Source organism: Corallococcus terminator, from assembly GCF_003611635.1.
GTDB classification, from domain to species: domain Bacteria; phylum Myxococcota; class Myxococcia; order Myxococcales; family Myxococcaceae; genus Corallococcus; species Corallococcus terminator.
The window spans coordinates 1-14329 of record NZ_RAVZ01000263.1 but is presented as its reverse complement, the minus strand read 5'-3'; the positions used below and the strand labels follow the sequence as shown (position 1 = coordinate 14329).

The following is a 14329-nucleotide window of genomic DNA, read 5'->3' as shown; positions in this document are numbered from 1 at the left end:
GGGTAGGGCCGTGGAGCGCGGGGTCGGGCACCCCGCGCTCCACGGCCCTACCCTGCCTTATCGCGGCAGGCTGACATGGCCAGGGCCCGCGTGTCCCCCTCCGTAACGCCCGCAGGCCCGGCGAGCAGCCGGAAGCTCCTTCTCCGCGGCGCATGAAGGACTGGATCCACGGGAAATCCTCCGGCCGAGCACCCGGCCAACCCCCACGCTCCGTATCCTGAAGCGGGCCAGTTGAACCTCCTGCGTCATCCCGGACCGACAAGACCCGTCCTTGCGAGGACGCACCGCAGGTACGCGAAGAGGAGTTGGAACAATGAGCGGCGACAGGCTCCTGCTGGAGCTGTTTCACGACGAGGATGGGGATGGGACAGCGGAGCTCCAGGTGAGCGTCCGCTCCGGGGCCTTCTCGGGACAAAGCAGCGCGAATTTCGGACTGGAGCAGCTCCGGGCCTTCGCCTCCGCGCTGACCGCCTTCCCCCTGGGCGAGGAGGCGCGGCGTGGCCTCGTGGGGGGAACGTGGTCCTTCCACGAGGCCGACAAGACCTACAAGCTCCATCAGGTCTTCGTCGCGATCTCCGCGTACCCCATCAACACCCGAGGGAGCCTGGGCGTCCAGGCCCGGCTCGCGACCCGCACGGACCGCGCCGAGCGCCCGGAGTCGGCCAATACCGTGGCAGTGGAGATCAAGACGACCTACAGCGCGCTCGCCCGCTTCTCGGAGCAGTTCGCGCTGCTGCTCAATGGCAGGGCCCAGGAAGCCGTCCTGCTGACGGACGAAACCACCTGAGCCGCCCTCCCGGGGTCACTATCAGGAGGATCTGCTTTCGCCAGAACCTCAGTGCACCGGCGCGGGCTGGGACACGGGCAACTCCGGGAGCGGCGCCGCCACGGGCACGGAGGGCCCTGCGTCCAACACGGGCATCCGGTTCGCCACCTTCCCGGTGATGAGCCGCATGTCCCGGCCGCCCTTGGTGAAGAACGTGTAGCCCCAGTTCAGCATCACCGACAGGCGGTTGCGGAAGCCAATCAGGTAGGCGATGTGCACGCCGGCCCAGACGAGCCACGCGGGCGTCCCGTGCATCTTCCACTTGTCGAAGAGCATGCCCACCGCGTAGCCCCGGCCAATGACCGCGAAGTTGCCCTTGTCGTGGTAGCGGAACGCCCGGAGCGGCTTGTGGGCCAGCCGGTTTCGCACCGTCTTCGCCACGTGCCGCCCCATCTGCATCGCCGCCGGCGCGATGCCCGGCACCGGCTTGCCGTGCTGCTCCACCGCCGCCACATCGCCAATCACATACACGTCGTCATGGCCCGGCACCGTGAGCAGCGGCCCCACCTTCACCCGCCCCGCGCGGTCCAGCGGCGCGTCCAGCGAACGCACCAGCGGTGACGCCGCCACGCCCGCGCCCCACAGCACCGTGCGCGTGGGGATGCGCTCCCCGCCAATGTTGACGCCTTCCGCGTCCACGGACGTCACCATCGCCCCGGTGCGCACCTCCACGTGCAGCCGCTCCAGGTCGCGCTTCGCTTCCTCGGACAGCTCCTCCGGATAGGCCGTCAGCACCCGGGGCAGCCCCTCCAGCAGGATGACCCGCGCCTGCCGCGTGTCGATGCGCCGGAAGTCCTTCGGCAGCGAGTGCCGCGTCATGTACGCGAGCGCCCCCGCCAGCTCCACGCCCGTGGGACCCGCTCCGATGATGACGAACGTCAGCCACTCACGCTGGCGCACGGGGTCGGACTCACGCTCTGCGGCCTCGAAGGCCGTCAGCACGCGCTCGCGAATGCGCACCGCGTCCTCCAGCGTCTTCAGGCCGGGCGCCACCTGCGCCCACTCCGGATGCTTGAAGTACGAATGCGCCGCGCCCGTCGCCACCACCAACGAGTCGTACGCAATCTCCCCGCCTCCAACGACCAGCATCTTGCGGCGCGCATCCACCGCCTTCGCCTCCGCCAGCATCACCTCCGTGTTGCGCGCCTTGAGCACGCTGCGGATGGGCGCGGAGATGTCCGCCGGATTCAGCACCGCCGTCGCCACCTGGTACAGGAGCGGCTGGAAGAGGTGGTGGTTGTAGCGGTCCACCACCGTCACCCGCACATCACGTGCCTTGCCCAGGGCCTTCGCGGCTTCCAGCCCGCCAAAGCCCGCCCCGACGATGACCACGTGATGCCTGCTGTCCTGGTCGCGTTCCATGGCGGAAAAGGTGCGACCTCATGACGCGTTCGGCCAGCACCCCCGGGACGCGCTTGCCACCCAGGCACCGCCTGGTCGCACGGATACCCGGCGACCAGGCTTTGCCGTCCGGGGCTACTCCGCCGCCTTGGCGGTGCCCGTGCCCTTCGCCTGGTGCCACGCCGCGAGCATCTCGCGCTCGCGGTCCGCGGGGATGCCCGCGCGCTGCTTCTCCTGACGCTCCGGAGGCAGGGTGCGGAACCACGCCAGCGTGTCGCGCACCGTGTCCGCCAGGGGCCGCACGGTCAGGCCCGCCTGGATGGCGCGCTCGATGCTCACGCGGCCAAGGCCACCCTCCGCGCCGGTGCGCGCCGCCCAGATGGGGATCTCCGCGATGGGCATCAGCTTCTGCTGCTCCAGGAACGGGGTCTCCACCCAGGTGAAGCGCGCGTCGCTGCCCGTCACCTCGCGCACGCCTTCCAGGAAGGTGCGCATGTTGATGGGCTTCGTGGGGCCAGTGACGTTGAAGACGCCCATCGTGCGGCGCTCCACGTTGCGGATGATGAAGGCGGCCAGGTCGCGCGCGTCGACGAACTGCACCGGATCCTCGCCGTCACCCGGGGCCAGCACCTCTCCGCCGCGCGCCACCCGCAGCGGCCAGTAGGTGAAGCGGTCCGACCCGTCGTCCGGCCCCACGATGTAGCCGGGGCGGATGTTGAGCGCGCGGCCCGGGAAGGCGGCCTCCGCGGCCTGCTCGCAGAGCGCCTTGAAGGCCCCGTAGCTCTGCTCGGTGATCTCCTCCTTCGCCGCGGGATCGATGGTGGCCACCGGGGCCGTCTCATCCAGGTTCGACTTCGTCAGCTCCTTGTAGACGGAGATGCTGGAGATGAAGACGTACTGGCCCACGTTGGGCGCCAGCAGGTCCGCGGACGCCTTCACGATGCGCGGGTAGTAGCCGGACGTGTCGATGACCACGTCCCACTTGCGGCCCTCGAGCGCCTTGAGGCCCTCGCCCTTGGTCGGGTCGCGGTCGCCCTGGAGCTTCTCCACGTTCGGGAAGAGGCCGGGGTTGGACTTGCCGCGGTTGAAGAGCGTGAGGGTGTGGCCACGCTCCTGGGCCCGCTCCACCAGCGCCGGCCCCAGGAAGCGGGTGCCGCCCAGGATGAGGATGCTCAGGGGCTTGCCCTTGGGGTCCTCCGCCTCCGGGCCAGGCACCGGCCCCGCCTTGGGGGTCGTCGCACAGCCCAGGGTCTGGGCCACGCCCAACGCAGCCGCTGCTTGAATCACGCCTCTTCGGGTCAACTTCATGCGGTGGTTCCTCCGGGAAGGGTCGTCTGCGGGAGTGCTTCAGGGGCGCGCACGCGCTGCTGCCGCGCCAGGTACAGGGACACCGCCAGCCACAGCGCCGCCATGGGCACGGCGACCAGCGACAAGCCCATCATGCCCAGGCCCATCGCGGTGAGGCCGCCCTGCAGCCACGAGCTCACCGTGTCGCTGCCGCGGTACACCACCGTGTCGATGAAGCTCTTCGACTTGTAGCGGGCCTCACGGTCCACGGTGGTGAAGAGGATTTCGCGCGACGGGCGCTCCAGCGCGTAGTGGCTGGCTCCCCGAAGCGCCTTCACGCCGATGAGCACCGCGAGCACCGGCGCGAACGCGAGCACGCCAAAGCCCAGCATGGTGATGACCGGCGGCACCGCCATGGCCACGCCCAACCCCAGCCTGGAAATCACCCGCCCCGTGACGAGCGTCTGCAAGCCCAGCGTCAGCACCTGCACCCAGAAGTCGATGTCCGCGAACGCCGCCGTGCGCGCCGCCGCGTCCTTCGCCATCCCCGCCACCAACTGCACCTCCTGGTAGTACAGGAACGTGGAGGTGGCCGCGTACAGGAGCACCTGGAGCCCCAGCGCGAGCAGGAACGGCGAGGTCACCAGCAGCCGCAGCCCCGCGAGCATCCCGCCGCCCACCGGGCCCTCCCGCGTCGCGGGCTGGTGCTGGACATCCCGCGCCCAGCGGCCCAGGCGCTTCACGCACTGCGCGCTCACCTCCAGCATCACCGCGGACAGGAGGATGAGGTTCACCGGGCCCACGCCCTCGGCCAGCCGCCCCACCAGGAACGGACCGACAATCATCCCCGTGGTGCCACCCGCGGCGATGAAGCCGAACAGCCGCTTGCCCTGGTCGCTGGCGAACACGTCCGCCATGAAGCTCCAGAAGATGGAGACGACGAACAGGTTGTAGACGCTCAGCCAGACGTAGAAGGCGCGGGCCACGCCCTCCTTCGCCACGCCGAACTTCAGCAGCACGAAGAAGGCCAGCAGGTTGAGCAGGAAGAAGCGATAGACGCGCGGCACGACGACGCGCCGGGGGTAGCGCGCCACCAGCATGGAGAACGCCGGCACCGCCAGCAGCATCACGACGAACGTCGCCGTGAAGAGCCAGGGCAGGTGCTTCACGTCCCCCGCCGTGCCCATCTCGTTGCGGATGGGCCGCAGGATGGCGTAGCCACACATCAGCGTGAAGAAGTAGATGAACGAGCCGAGGACCGCCCCCACCTCCTCGTCCCGGACATCCACGAAGCGCTTGAGCATGATGGCGGCGGCCTCAACGGCGGTTCTGGCAGGGTATTCCCAACCTGCCCTGCTGGGGAGGAAAGTCGCTATTTCCCGGCGAGGATTTCACGCACGGTGGCCTCCACGCGGGGCAGGGCCTCCTCGATTTCGGCGACGGAGGTGGCGCCCACGGAGAGGCGGAACCAGCCGGTGTCCTCGGCCAGCCCGAAGGCCTGGAAGGGCACCACGGCGAAGCGGGCCTTCTCCAACAGGCGCTTGCGGATGGCGTCATTGGTGGTGAGCCCATCCTTGCCCACCAGGTCGAACTGGACGGACAGGTAGATGGCGCCCTGCGGCGCGATGGCGCGCACCGGCAGGCCCGCGTCCTTCATGCGCGCGAAGCCCCGGTGGAGCGCTTCCAGGCGTGCGTCCACGCTCGCACGCATGGTGGCGAGGAAGGCCTCGGTGGCCTGCGTGTCGTCCAGGTAGCGCGCGGTGGCGACCTGTTCGGCCTTGGGGGCCCAGGCGCCCACGTGGCCCAGCACGTCGCGCATGCGGGAGATGAGGGTGGGCGCACCCACGCCCCAGCCCACGCGCACGCCGGTGGCGGCGAACGCCTTGCTGATGCCATCCACGAACACGGTGTAGGGCGCCATCTGGGGCACCAGCTCCACGGGCGTCACGTGCTTCGTGCCGCCGAAGCTCAGCACCCAGTAGATGTGGTCGTACATCAGGATGAGGGGCTTCTGGCCGCGGCCCTCGCGCGCGAGGTTCTCCTGGACGATGCGCTCGCAGATGGCGCGCAGTGCTTCCGGGTCCACCATGGTGCCGGTGGGGTTGAGCGGGCTGCACAGGCAGAGCAGGCGCGCGGTGGACAGGTGCGGCTCCAACTGCGCCAGCGTGGGCATGAAGCCGGAGTCCGCGTCGGTGGTCACCACCACGCTCTTCGCGCCCAGCATGTGGGCGTAGTGGTTGTTGTTCCACGAAGGCACCGGGTAGACGACGACGTCGCCCGGGTCCAACACCGCGCGGTAGGCAGCGTAGATGATGGGCCGCGCGCCGCCCGCGATGACGATGCCCTCCAGCGGATACTTCAGCCCCAGGGAGCGCTCGTAGAAGCGCTGCACGGCCTGGCGCAGCTCCAGCACGCCGTCCGAGGGCGGGTAGTTCGTCTCACCCGCCTGGAGCGCGGTGCCAATCTGGGCGCGCAGGCCGTCCGGGATGGGGAACTCCTTCGGACTGAAGTCGCCCACGGTGAGGTTGCAGACCTTCGTGCCCTTCGCCACGAGTTCGCGGATCTCCGCGGCGATGCGGAGGATTTCGCTGCCCACGAGTCCACGCACCATGGTGCCCACGGTGGTGTCGTCTCGCGAGGGACGCGGAAGGGAGGTCAGGTCGAGGGCCATGGGGCGCAAGTCTCCAGTGCAGGGGGGCTCGAAGGGGTGGCCCGGGACGCGGCCGGGCGGACCCTATACGCAACCCGTCCCGTCGTGGGGACCCACTTCGGCCGGGTGTCGGTGACGACCGGGTGCAGGGGGAACGGCGCGGCGAGCCGCCTCCCGGGCCTGTGCCCCCGGGCAACAGTCGCCGCGCAGGGCGGAGCATCTTCCGTGACTCGGGCGCGCACCTTGTGCGAGGACTCGGAAGTCCCCGTGGGACGCGGTTCAACTGGAAGGCCGGAGGAACAGGATGCGTCTGCGACAGGGGTGGTACGCGCTGGGGATGGTGGGTGGGCTGGTGCTGGCGGGCTGTGAGAAGCAGCAGGAGCCGCCGACGGTGCCCCTGAACGTCCCGGCCGTGCCCGCGCCCACCAACACCGTGCCCCGAGAAGGTTCCGCTCCCACCACCGCGACGCCTCCGGTGGAGCGCGTCCTGGACACGGGCAGCGCACAGGCTCCCGTAGGAAGCACGCAGGGCACGGACGGCAAGGCCAGCGCCCCGGTGGACGCGGGCAATGGCCCGGTGGATGCGGGCAGCGCGCTGGCCGCGGACGCCACCTGGACCCTGGAGACAGTGGAGAAGAAGCGCAGCGAGCCCCCTTCCGTCACGATGAGTTCGGTGCGCACCGGCACGCATGAGGGCTACGACCGCACGGTGTTCGAGTTCGCGGGACCCCGCCTGCCGGGCTACCAGGTGTCGTACGTGAAGACGCCGGTGCAGGACTGCGGCTCGGGGGACGACGTGCCGGTGCCGGGCAAGGCCGCGCTCCAGGTGCGCTTCACCCGGGCGCAGGCGCACAACGAGCAGGGCCAGGCCACGGTGGCGCAGCGCACGTTCAAGCCCGCGCTGCCGTCGGTGCTGGAGCTGGCGCGCCTGTGCGCCTTCGAGGGCGAGGTGACGTGGGTGCTGGGCACCACGCGCCGGGCTCCGTTCCGCGTGCTGGAGCTGACGAACCCCACGCGCCTCGTGCTGGACGTCCAGCACTGAGGCGACGGGCAGGGCCTCCTAGTGTCTGGGGGGCTGCGCGCGCTTCCTCGCGACGAGGTCGCGCGCGTCCCGCTCCGATTCCGCGAAGTCCACCTCCACCATCCACCGGCCGGTGAAGTACAGCGCCAGCATCAGCGCCTTGGCCGCCGCGAGCTCCCTCAGGCCCGTGCCAACGTAGATGTGGCCCCGGAACCACTCCGCCTTCGAGTGCTCCACCAGCAGCTCGCGCGCCTCCTTCTCGAGGAGCGAATTCGACACGTCGGAGATGAGGAAGACCGGCTGCTTTTCGGCCACCTCCTGGCACACCTCCAACATCTTCTGACAGTCCTCCACCTTCGAAGGCCCGTTGAACTTCATCACCAACAGGTCCGGCTCCTCGAAGTGCGCGTGATGCCCTCCGAAGCTCCACTCACGATGATTCGCCACGCGGTCCCCGCTTGAAGCCTTACTTCAACAGGCTTAGTCCTGATAACGCTTCCAACAGGGATTTCAAGGCAAGGATTCCAATCCAAACGCTTTCACATTCTCTCAAAGTGAAGTCGAGCGGCCTGAGAGTGACATTGAACCCCTGGCGTCGGGTCATCAATGACAACCGTTGAGGCGGGCCCGGCCTGAGTAAGGGGTTCCCGCTAGAGCTTGAAGGGACTACGCGCCAGACTGGAGTTGGGAGGCGGCGCCGTCCAACCGTGCGAGGAGGTCCGCGTGGAGAGCCCGCGCCTCGGCCCCGCCCGCGCGCAGGGCCATCGCGAGCACCTGGGGCAGGTTGAGCGCGGCGCCCGCGCTCAGGCGCTCCTGATACTGGCGGGCCCAGTCGTGGGGAATGCGCAGCGACCAGTTGCGCGGGTCCACGGAGCCCGGGGCGTTGTACGTGTCGGGCATGCCCAGCAGGTCCGCGAAGAACACCATCACGCTGCGCGCGCGACTGGTGAAGAGGTCCGCGAACTTCGCCTGCACGAGCAGTCCCGGGTCCGTCGCGAGCTGGCGCGCGAAGTCCTCACGGCCCTCGGCTTCGGGGTGCAGCCGCCGAGCGAGGTAGTCCGCCTGGGCACGCAGGCCGTGCTTCCACTGCCATTCCGCGACGAGCCGCCAGAGCGACTTCGTGTCGTGGTTGCCCACCATGATCCAATCCTCGGGGGCTGCGTTCTCGCTGCGGTACACGTCCGCCGGGTTGTTCAGGTCCGCCTTCTGCGTAACGCGGAAGCGGCCCAGCCCGTCGCGCGCCATCACCTGGGACAGCTCGAAGGGCAGCGTACTCAGCACCTCGCACAGCACGTCCTCGCGGGCACGGCCGTGCTCCCGGGCCGTGCGCACCACGGTGTCGAAGAGGCGCGCGTAGCGGCCCACCTGTTCGGGCGTCAGCGACTTCACCCAGCCATCCGCGTGACGCGGCTGTGCGCGGTCCAACTGCTCCGGAGCGACGATGGCGTAGCGGGCCAGCTCCGGATGGTCCGGCAGGTCCGGCGATGAGAAGAGGCGCGCTCCGCCCTGCACGGCGCGCAGCGGATCCGCCTGGCCCGCGCGGTACACCCAGGGACACACGAGCCCGTGGGGATGGTCGATGCGCAGCCCGTCGTATTCCGAGAGCATCTTGCCCAGCCGCGCGTCCATGAAGCGCAGCACCGGACCGGGTCCCGAGCCCTCCGGAGCGACGTACTGCTCGGGGTCCAGCACCGGGTAGTTCCACGGCTGGCCTTCCGGGTTGGTGCGGCTGGGCGGCGCGCCCATCAGGTACGCGCCCAGGAACAGGCCCTGCCGCCTCCAGGTGTCCCGGGGCGAAAAACCAATCTGGAGGTCGCCGTACAGCTTGAGGCCCCAGCCCGCCGCGCGCTCGCGAAGGACGCCGTGCTGTTCGTGCACCAGGAACTGACGGAAGGCGTACTGCTCCACCGCCTCCGCTTCGAGCGTCAGCAGCTCCCGGATGCGCGCTTCGGCCCGGGCCTCTTCTCCCGGCCGGGGCGCGTAGAGACGCCCCTCCAGTGAATCCGCCCAGGAGCGCCAGTCATCCGGAGTGCCCTTGCTCGCCCCGAGGACATCGAAGAGCGCATCCGGTTCCAACCAGGCCCGGTGTTCCTCCCGGAACGCCGCGAAGCGCTGGTCCAACGCGAGGAGGGCCACGGGTGCATCCGCCCGGGAACGCTCGCGAAGGAATGTCTCCCAGGACTCCTGCAACGCCAGCGACTGGGACCGGCAGGCGTGCTGATAGCGGGCCTCCGGCCCCCCGCCCTCGGGCACTTCCGCGACGAGCCGCGCCAGCGTGTCGGCGGACAGTAGCGCCCCCCAGGGCCCTCGCGGATCCGTGAGCGGCGCGAGCGCCACGTTGAGCGTGTTGCGCGAGAACAACGTCCCGTCATACGGCGACGGGTTGTGCGCGGTGGTCTGCCCCTGAGGTCCCAGTTGGAGGCCGGTGAAGCCCAGGTCCCGGGCGAAGGCGAGGAAGCGCGCGGCGCCTTCGGAGTACGGCGAGCCCCGGCCCACGTCCTCGCCCGGCAGGCCGGGGAAGCTGGGATCATGGAGGCTCAGGACCCAGCGGGTGACACCCAATGCCTCCAGGGCTTCGGTGACGAGCGAGCGGTGCGAATCGGGCAGCGGGGACGGGAGCTCCACACTCCTGACCCTATGGTCTGAAGCGAGGAGCGCCAACCGTTCCTTGGGGGTGGCGCGAGGTTTCCCCGCGCATCAATCCTGTCGGGCCTGGGGCTGGGGTCGCGGCTCGCCTCCGCCCCCGTGCGCGGGCCCCGGCGCGCCGCCCTTGAACACCTTGCGCAGCTTCTGGGTCATCCACGTGCGACCGTCCGAAAGAATCTCATACACCGTCGGTATCACCAGCAGCGTCAGGAACGTGGACGTGATGACGCCGCCAATCACCGCGCGGCCCAGCGGGGCCCGGAAGTCGCCGCCCTCGCCACTGCCCAGCGCCACCGGCACCATGCCCGCGATGAGCGCCAGCGTCGTCATCATGATGGGCCGCAAGCGGATGCGTCCCGCTTCGATGAGCGCTTCGCGCAAGGGCATCCCCTTCGCGTGCTGCCACTTGGCGAAGTCGATGAGCAGGATGGCGTTCTTCGCCACGATGCCCATCAGCAGGATGACGCCGATGAGGCTCATGATGTTCAGCGTGTCGCCTGTCACCAACAGCGCCAGCACCACGCCGATGAGCGACAGCGGCAGCGACACCAGGATGGCCAGCGGATCCAGGAACGAGCCGAACTGGATGACGAGGATGAGGTACATCAACATCACCGCCACGCCCAGCGCCAGGAACACCCGGCCGAACACCTCCGCCTGATCCGCGGACTCGCCGCCCGTGGACAGCTCGTACCCCGGCGGCATGTTCACGGACTCGAGGCGCGTCTGCACTTCGTTCATCACCTCCGACAGTGAACGGCCCGCCACGTTCGCCTGCACGTTGATGACCTTCTCGCGGTTCAGGTGGTCGATCTGCGCCGGCCCGATGGTCTGCGTCACCTTCGCAACCTGCCCCAGCGGCACCACCACCGGCGCGCCTGTGGCGTCCGAGCCAATCACCAGCGGAAGCTGGGCCAGGTCGGAGGGGTTCTCCCGGAACTGCGGCGCCAGTCGCACCATCACGTCGCGCGTCTCGCCAATCGGATCCACCCAGTCACCGGAGTCCAGCCCCGCGAAGGCCGGCCGCAGTGACTGCGCCACCATGCCCACCGTCACGTTGAGCTGGCCGGCGACGCCTCGGTTCAGCTCCACCTCCAGCTCCGGCTTCTCGCCGCGCGTGGACAGGCCCACGTCCACCGCGCCCGGCACCTGCTTCACTTCCTTCATCACCTGCTGGGCCACCTGGTTGAGCCCCTTCGAATCCGGCCCGCGCAGCTCCAGTTGGATGGACTTGATGGCCCCGCCGAAGCCGCTGGTGAACACCGACACGGCCACGCCACCCACCGCGCGCAGCTCATCGCGCAGCGTCTCGCCCAGCACCTCCTGGCTCGCCTTGCGCTCATCCTTCGGCTTGAGCCGCACGTACACCAGGGCCTGGTCCACACCCGGCGAGCGCAAGGGCAGCGGCACACCGATGGTCGTGTACGTGTACGCGACCTCCGGGTGCGCACGCGTGAGGCGGGACACCTCCTCCACCTTGCGCCGGGTGTAGTCCAGGCTGGAGCCCGCGGGCGTCTCCACCAGCATCTCGATTTCGGCGCGGTCGCTCACCGGCGCGAAGCCCGCGCCGCCGAAGAGCCCCTGCAACGCCACCGCGCCCACCAGCGACCCCACCGCCAGGAGCACCATCGCCAGCCGGTGGTCCAGCGCCCACGCGATGACGCCCTTGTAGCGGTCCGCCTGCCGGTCGAACCAGTGGTTGAAGCGCGCCAGCCCCCGCGAGATGAAGTTGCGCCGCTCGCCCTTCTCCACCTGCGGGTCCGGCCAGTACGCGCTGAGCATGGGGTCCAGCGAGAAGCTGACGAACAGCGACACCAGCACGGAGATGGCGATGGTGAGCGCGAACGGTTTGAACCACTGCCCCGCCACGCCGTACATGAACGCCACCGGGACGAACACCGCCACGATGGAGAACGTCGTGGCCGCCACCGCGAGGCCAATCTCGTTCGTGCCCTCGCGCGCCGCCGTGTAGTGGTCCTTCCCCATCTCCACGTGCCGCACGATGTTCTCGCGCACCACGATGGCGTCGTCGATGAGGATGCCGATGGCCAGCGTCAGGCCCAGGAGCGACATCGTGTTGAGCGTGAAGCCGAAGGCCCAGACGCTCACGAACGACGCCAGCACGCTCACCGGCAGCGCAAGTCCGGTGATGACCGTGGAGCGCCATGAATTGAGGAACAGGAACACCACCAGCACCGTCAGGAGCGCGCCTTCAATCAGCGCCTCCTGCACGTTGAGCACGGAGTTCTCCACGCGCGTGCCCGCGTCGCGGACGATCTCCAGCCGCGCATTGGCGGGCAGTTGCTGCTGGAGCGCCTTCACGCGCTCGCGCACGCCGTCCGCGACCTCCGTGGTGCTGTAGCCCTTGGACTTGATGATCTCGATGCCCACCGCCTGCGCGCCGTTGTAGAGCGACAGCGTGCGCGGCTCCTCGGTGCCGGCGAACACGTCCGCCACTTCGCCCAGCCGCAGCGTGCGCCCGTTGCGCTCCGCGATGGGCACCTGCGCGAAGTCCTCCGGCGTCGCCAGCCGGCCCTTGAGCCGGATGGTGCGCTCCTGCAACTCAGAGTTGAGTCGGCCCACCGGCGCCGCCAGGTTCTGCGCCTGGAGCGCCGCCACCACCTGCGCCACCGACAGGCCCGCTGCCTGCAACGCCACGGGCCGCACCTGCACCGTCATCTCCCGCTCCACGCCGCCCACCACCGTGGCCTGCGCCACGCCGGGCACCGAGCGCAGATCGCCCACCACCGTGGGGTCCGCGATGAGCGTCAGCGCGGGCACGTCCAGCCCATCCGACGTGAGCACCAGCGACACGATGGGTTGGTCCGCCGGGTCGAAGCGCGTGAGGATGGGCTCCTCCATCTCCTGCGGCAGGTCCGCGCGCTTGCTGGAGATGGCGTCCCGGATGTCCTGCGACGCCTCCTGCACGTCCTTGTCGAAGTCGAAGAAGACGGTGAAGTTCGCCAGGCTGTCCGTGGAGCTGGACGTCGTCTTCTTCCCGTCGATGCCGGAGATGCTGAAGATGGCATCCTCGATGGGCTCCACGATTTCGCGCTCCACCGTGTCTGGCGATGCACCCGGGTACGCGATGGTGACGTTGATGACCGGCTGCTGCACGTCGGGGAATTCGTCCGTCTCCAGGTTGATGAGCGCGACGATGCCGAACACGACGAGCGCCACCATCGCCGTGATGGTGACGGTGGGGCGCTTGATGGCGAAGTCGGAGATGAACACGGACCGCTCCTGCACTGCTTCAATGGGTGGGGTGCGCGCCTACGGGGCCTTCGCGGGGGGCTGGGTCGGCGCGCTCGCGGGCGTGCCCGGGGCCGGTGCCTGCGCGGGTGCGCCGGACACGTTGCCCGCGCCGCCCACGCCCTGCGCTTCCGGCGGGGCCTTGGGCTTCTGCTGCCCTTCGGGCGCGGCGGCGACCTTCACGGGCGTGCCCTCCGTCAGGTCGCGCGCGGACCCGAGCAGCACCACGTCCCCGTCCTTCAACCCCGAGCGCACCTCCACGCTCTGCGCCACGTCGTCCCTCAAGCCGAGCGTCACCGCCACCTGCTCCACCTTGCCGCCGGAGATGCGCTGCACGGTGGGGGGCTCCTGGCGCGTGTCCAGCGCGTCCACCGGCACCGCGAGCGCCTGCCTCGCCTGGGACGCCACGCGCCCTTCCGCGAACAGGCCCGACAGGAGCACCTGCTCGGTGTTGGGAATGCTCACGTAGATGCGCACCTGTCCCGTCGCGGGATCCACCGCCGGGTTGATGAGCGCCACCTGTCCCTGGAAGGCGCGGTCGGCGTAGCCGTTGACGCGGAAGTCCACCCGCGTGCCCACCTTCACCTGCGACAACTGCGCCGCGGGCACGGAGGCCTCCAGCCGCAGCGTGGCCGGGTCCACCACCGTGAAGAGCGGCGCGCCCGGCTGGACGATGTCGCCCGAGTGCACCTGCCGCTCGCTCACCACGCCCGTGAACGGAGCGGTCACCTTCGTGCGTCCCAACTGGTCCTGCGCAAGCCTCAGGCGCGCCTGCGCTTCGGCGAGCTGTCCTTCGGCCTGCGTCCTCGCCAACTGCGTGCGTTCGAAGTCGCGGCGGGTGATGACGCCCTGCTTGACGAGCATCTGGTTGCGCTGCTCATCCGCCTTCGACACCTGCAAGGCATTGCGCGCCACGCGCAGGGTGGAGCTGGCCGCCAACACCTGCTCACGCAGGGTGCCCTCCTCCACGCGCGCCAGGAGCTCCCCCTCCTTCACCGTCTGCCCCTGGTCGGCCTTCACCTCCAGGATGCTGCCGCCCACCTCCGCCCGCACGTTCGCCACCCGCCGGGCCTGGAGCGAGCCGGAGATGATGGGACCGCTCTGGAGCTCCCTGGGCGCGACACGCACCACGTTCTCCGGCCCCAGGGACACGACCTGGGGCGTGGTGGGCGCCGCCGCCTCTTCGGAGCGCTGTCCGCATCCGGCCCCCAGCCAGAGGACTCCCAGCAGTGCGCCCAGCCGCAGGCCCGCGCGCGAAGCCCGGCGTCCCGTCGTTGAATCGGCTCGTCTCACGACCTGCCTCCCC

The 14329-nt window shown here is 69.7% G+C and carries 10 protein-coding genes; 2 read left to right on the top strand and 8 right to left on the bottom strand.

Translation table 11 applies throughout. The features are described from left to right. The first annotated feature begins 313 nt into the window (after window positions 1–313). Window positions 314–787: a hypothetical protein gene (locus D7V88_RS29845; RefSeq protein WP_120544015.1), complete on the top strand. Its 474-nt coding sequence runs from the start codon at window positions 314–316 to the stop codon at window positions 785–787. A 48-nt stretch (window positions 788–835) separates the two neighbouring features. On the opposite strand, the gene D7V88_RS29840 is transcribed toward D7V88_RS29845, so the two are convergent. The 4 genes from D7V88_RS29840 to D7V88_RS29825 form a co-directional block, all read right to left on the bottom strand. Then, window positions 836–2188, bottom strand: coding sequence for an NAD(P)/FAD-dependent oxidoreductase (locus D7V88_RS29840; protein ID WP_167509886.1), 1353 nt, complete (start codon window positions 2186–2188; stop codon window positions 836–838). A 114-nt stretch (window positions 2189–2302) separates the two neighbouring features. Further along, entirely contained in the window at window positions 2303–3475 is a 1173-nt protein-coding gene (locus D7V88_RS29835; RefSeq protein ID WP_120544014.1) for an NAD-dependent epimerase/dehydratase family protein, read from the bottom strand. After that, on the bottom strand, window positions 3472–4758 hold the full coding sequence (locus D7V88_RS29830) for an NTP/NDP exchange transporter (protein WP_120544013.1): 1287 nt from the start codon (window positions 4756–4758) through the stop codon (window positions 3472–3474). Before D7V88_RS29830 ends, D7V88_RS29835 begins: the two co-directional genes overlap by 4 nt. Before the next feature lie 68 nt (window positions 4759–4826). Next, entirely contained in the window at window positions 4827–6125 is a 1299-nt protein-coding gene (locus tag D7V88_RS29825) for a pyridoxal phosphate-dependent aminotransferase (protein WP_120544012.1), read from the bottom strand. A 283-nt stretch (window positions 6126–6408) separates the two neighbouring features. Here D7V88_RS29825 and D7V88_RS29820 point away from each other — a divergent pair, with 283 nt between their 5' ends. Then, window positions 6409–7146, top strand: a complete 738-nt coding sequence (locus D7V88_RS29820) for an AMIN-like domain-containing (lipo)protein (RefSeq protein ID WP_120544011.1) — start codon at window positions 6409–6411, stop codon at window positions 7144–7146. An 18-nt stretch (window positions 7147–7164) separates the two neighbouring features. Here the strand turns inward: D7V88_RS29820 and D7V88_RS29815 are convergent, their stop codons facing one another. From D7V88_RS29815 to D7V88_RS29800, 4 genes are all read right to left on the bottom strand, one after another. Continuing rightward, window positions 7165–7572 carry a hypothetical protein gene (locus tag D7V88_RS29815; RefSeq protein WP_120544010.1) on the bottom strand — a complete coding sequence of 136 codons (408 nt, stop codon included), beginning with the start codon at window positions 7570–7572 and terminating at the stop codon, window positions 7165–7167. 219 nt (window positions 7573–7791) lie between these two features. Continuing rightward, window positions 7792–9750, bottom strand: a complete 1959-nt coding sequence (locus tag D7V88_RS29810; protein ID WP_208726552.1) for a 4-alpha-glucanotransferase — start codon at window positions 9748–9750, stop codon at window positions 7792–7794. Between the two features lie 72 nt (window positions 9751–9822). Then, window positions 9823–13005, bottom strand: a complete 3183-nt coding sequence (locus D7V88_RS29805; protein WP_120544017.1) for an efflux RND transporter permease subunit — start codon at window positions 13003–13005, stop codon at window positions 9823–9825. 39 nt (window positions 13006–13044) lie between these two features. Then, window positions 13045–14316 (bottom strand): efflux RND transporter periplasmic adaptor subunit, encoded by a 1272-nt coding sequence (locus D7V88_RS29800; RefSeq protein ID WP_120544016.1) that lies wholly within the window; start codon window positions 14314–14316, stop codon window positions 13045–13047. Window positions 14317–14329: the final 13 nt, after the last annotated feature.

What these genes read in the sequence shown, in the direction of transcription:
- D7V88_RS29840 (WP_167509886.1), bottom strand. Translation starts at nt 2,188, where the DNA reads ATGGAACGCGACCAGGACAGCAGGCATCACGTGGTCATCGTCGGGGCG.
- D7V88_RS29820 (WP_120544011.1), top strand. Translation starts at nt 6,409, where the DNA reads ATGCGTCTGCGACAGGGGTGGTACGCGCTGGGGATGGTGGGTGGGCTG.
- D7V88_RS29825 (WP_120544012.1), bottom strand. Translation starts at nt 6,125, where the DNA reads ATGGCCCTCGACCTGACCTCCCTTCCGCGTCCCTCGCGAGACGACACC.
- D7V88_RS29835 (WP_120544014.1), bottom strand. Translation starts at nt 3,475, where the DNA reads ATGAAGTTGACCCGAAGAGGCGTGATTCAAGCAGCGGCTGCGTTGGGC.
- D7V88_RS29845 (WP_120544015.1), top strand. Translation starts at nt 314, where the DNA reads ATGAGCGGCGACAGGCTCCTGCTGGAGCTGTTTCACGACGAGGATGGG.
- D7V88_RS29830 (WP_120544013.1), bottom strand. Translation starts at nt 4,758, where the DNA reads ATGCTCAAGCGCTTCGTGGATGTCCGGGACGAGGAGGTGGGGGCGGTC.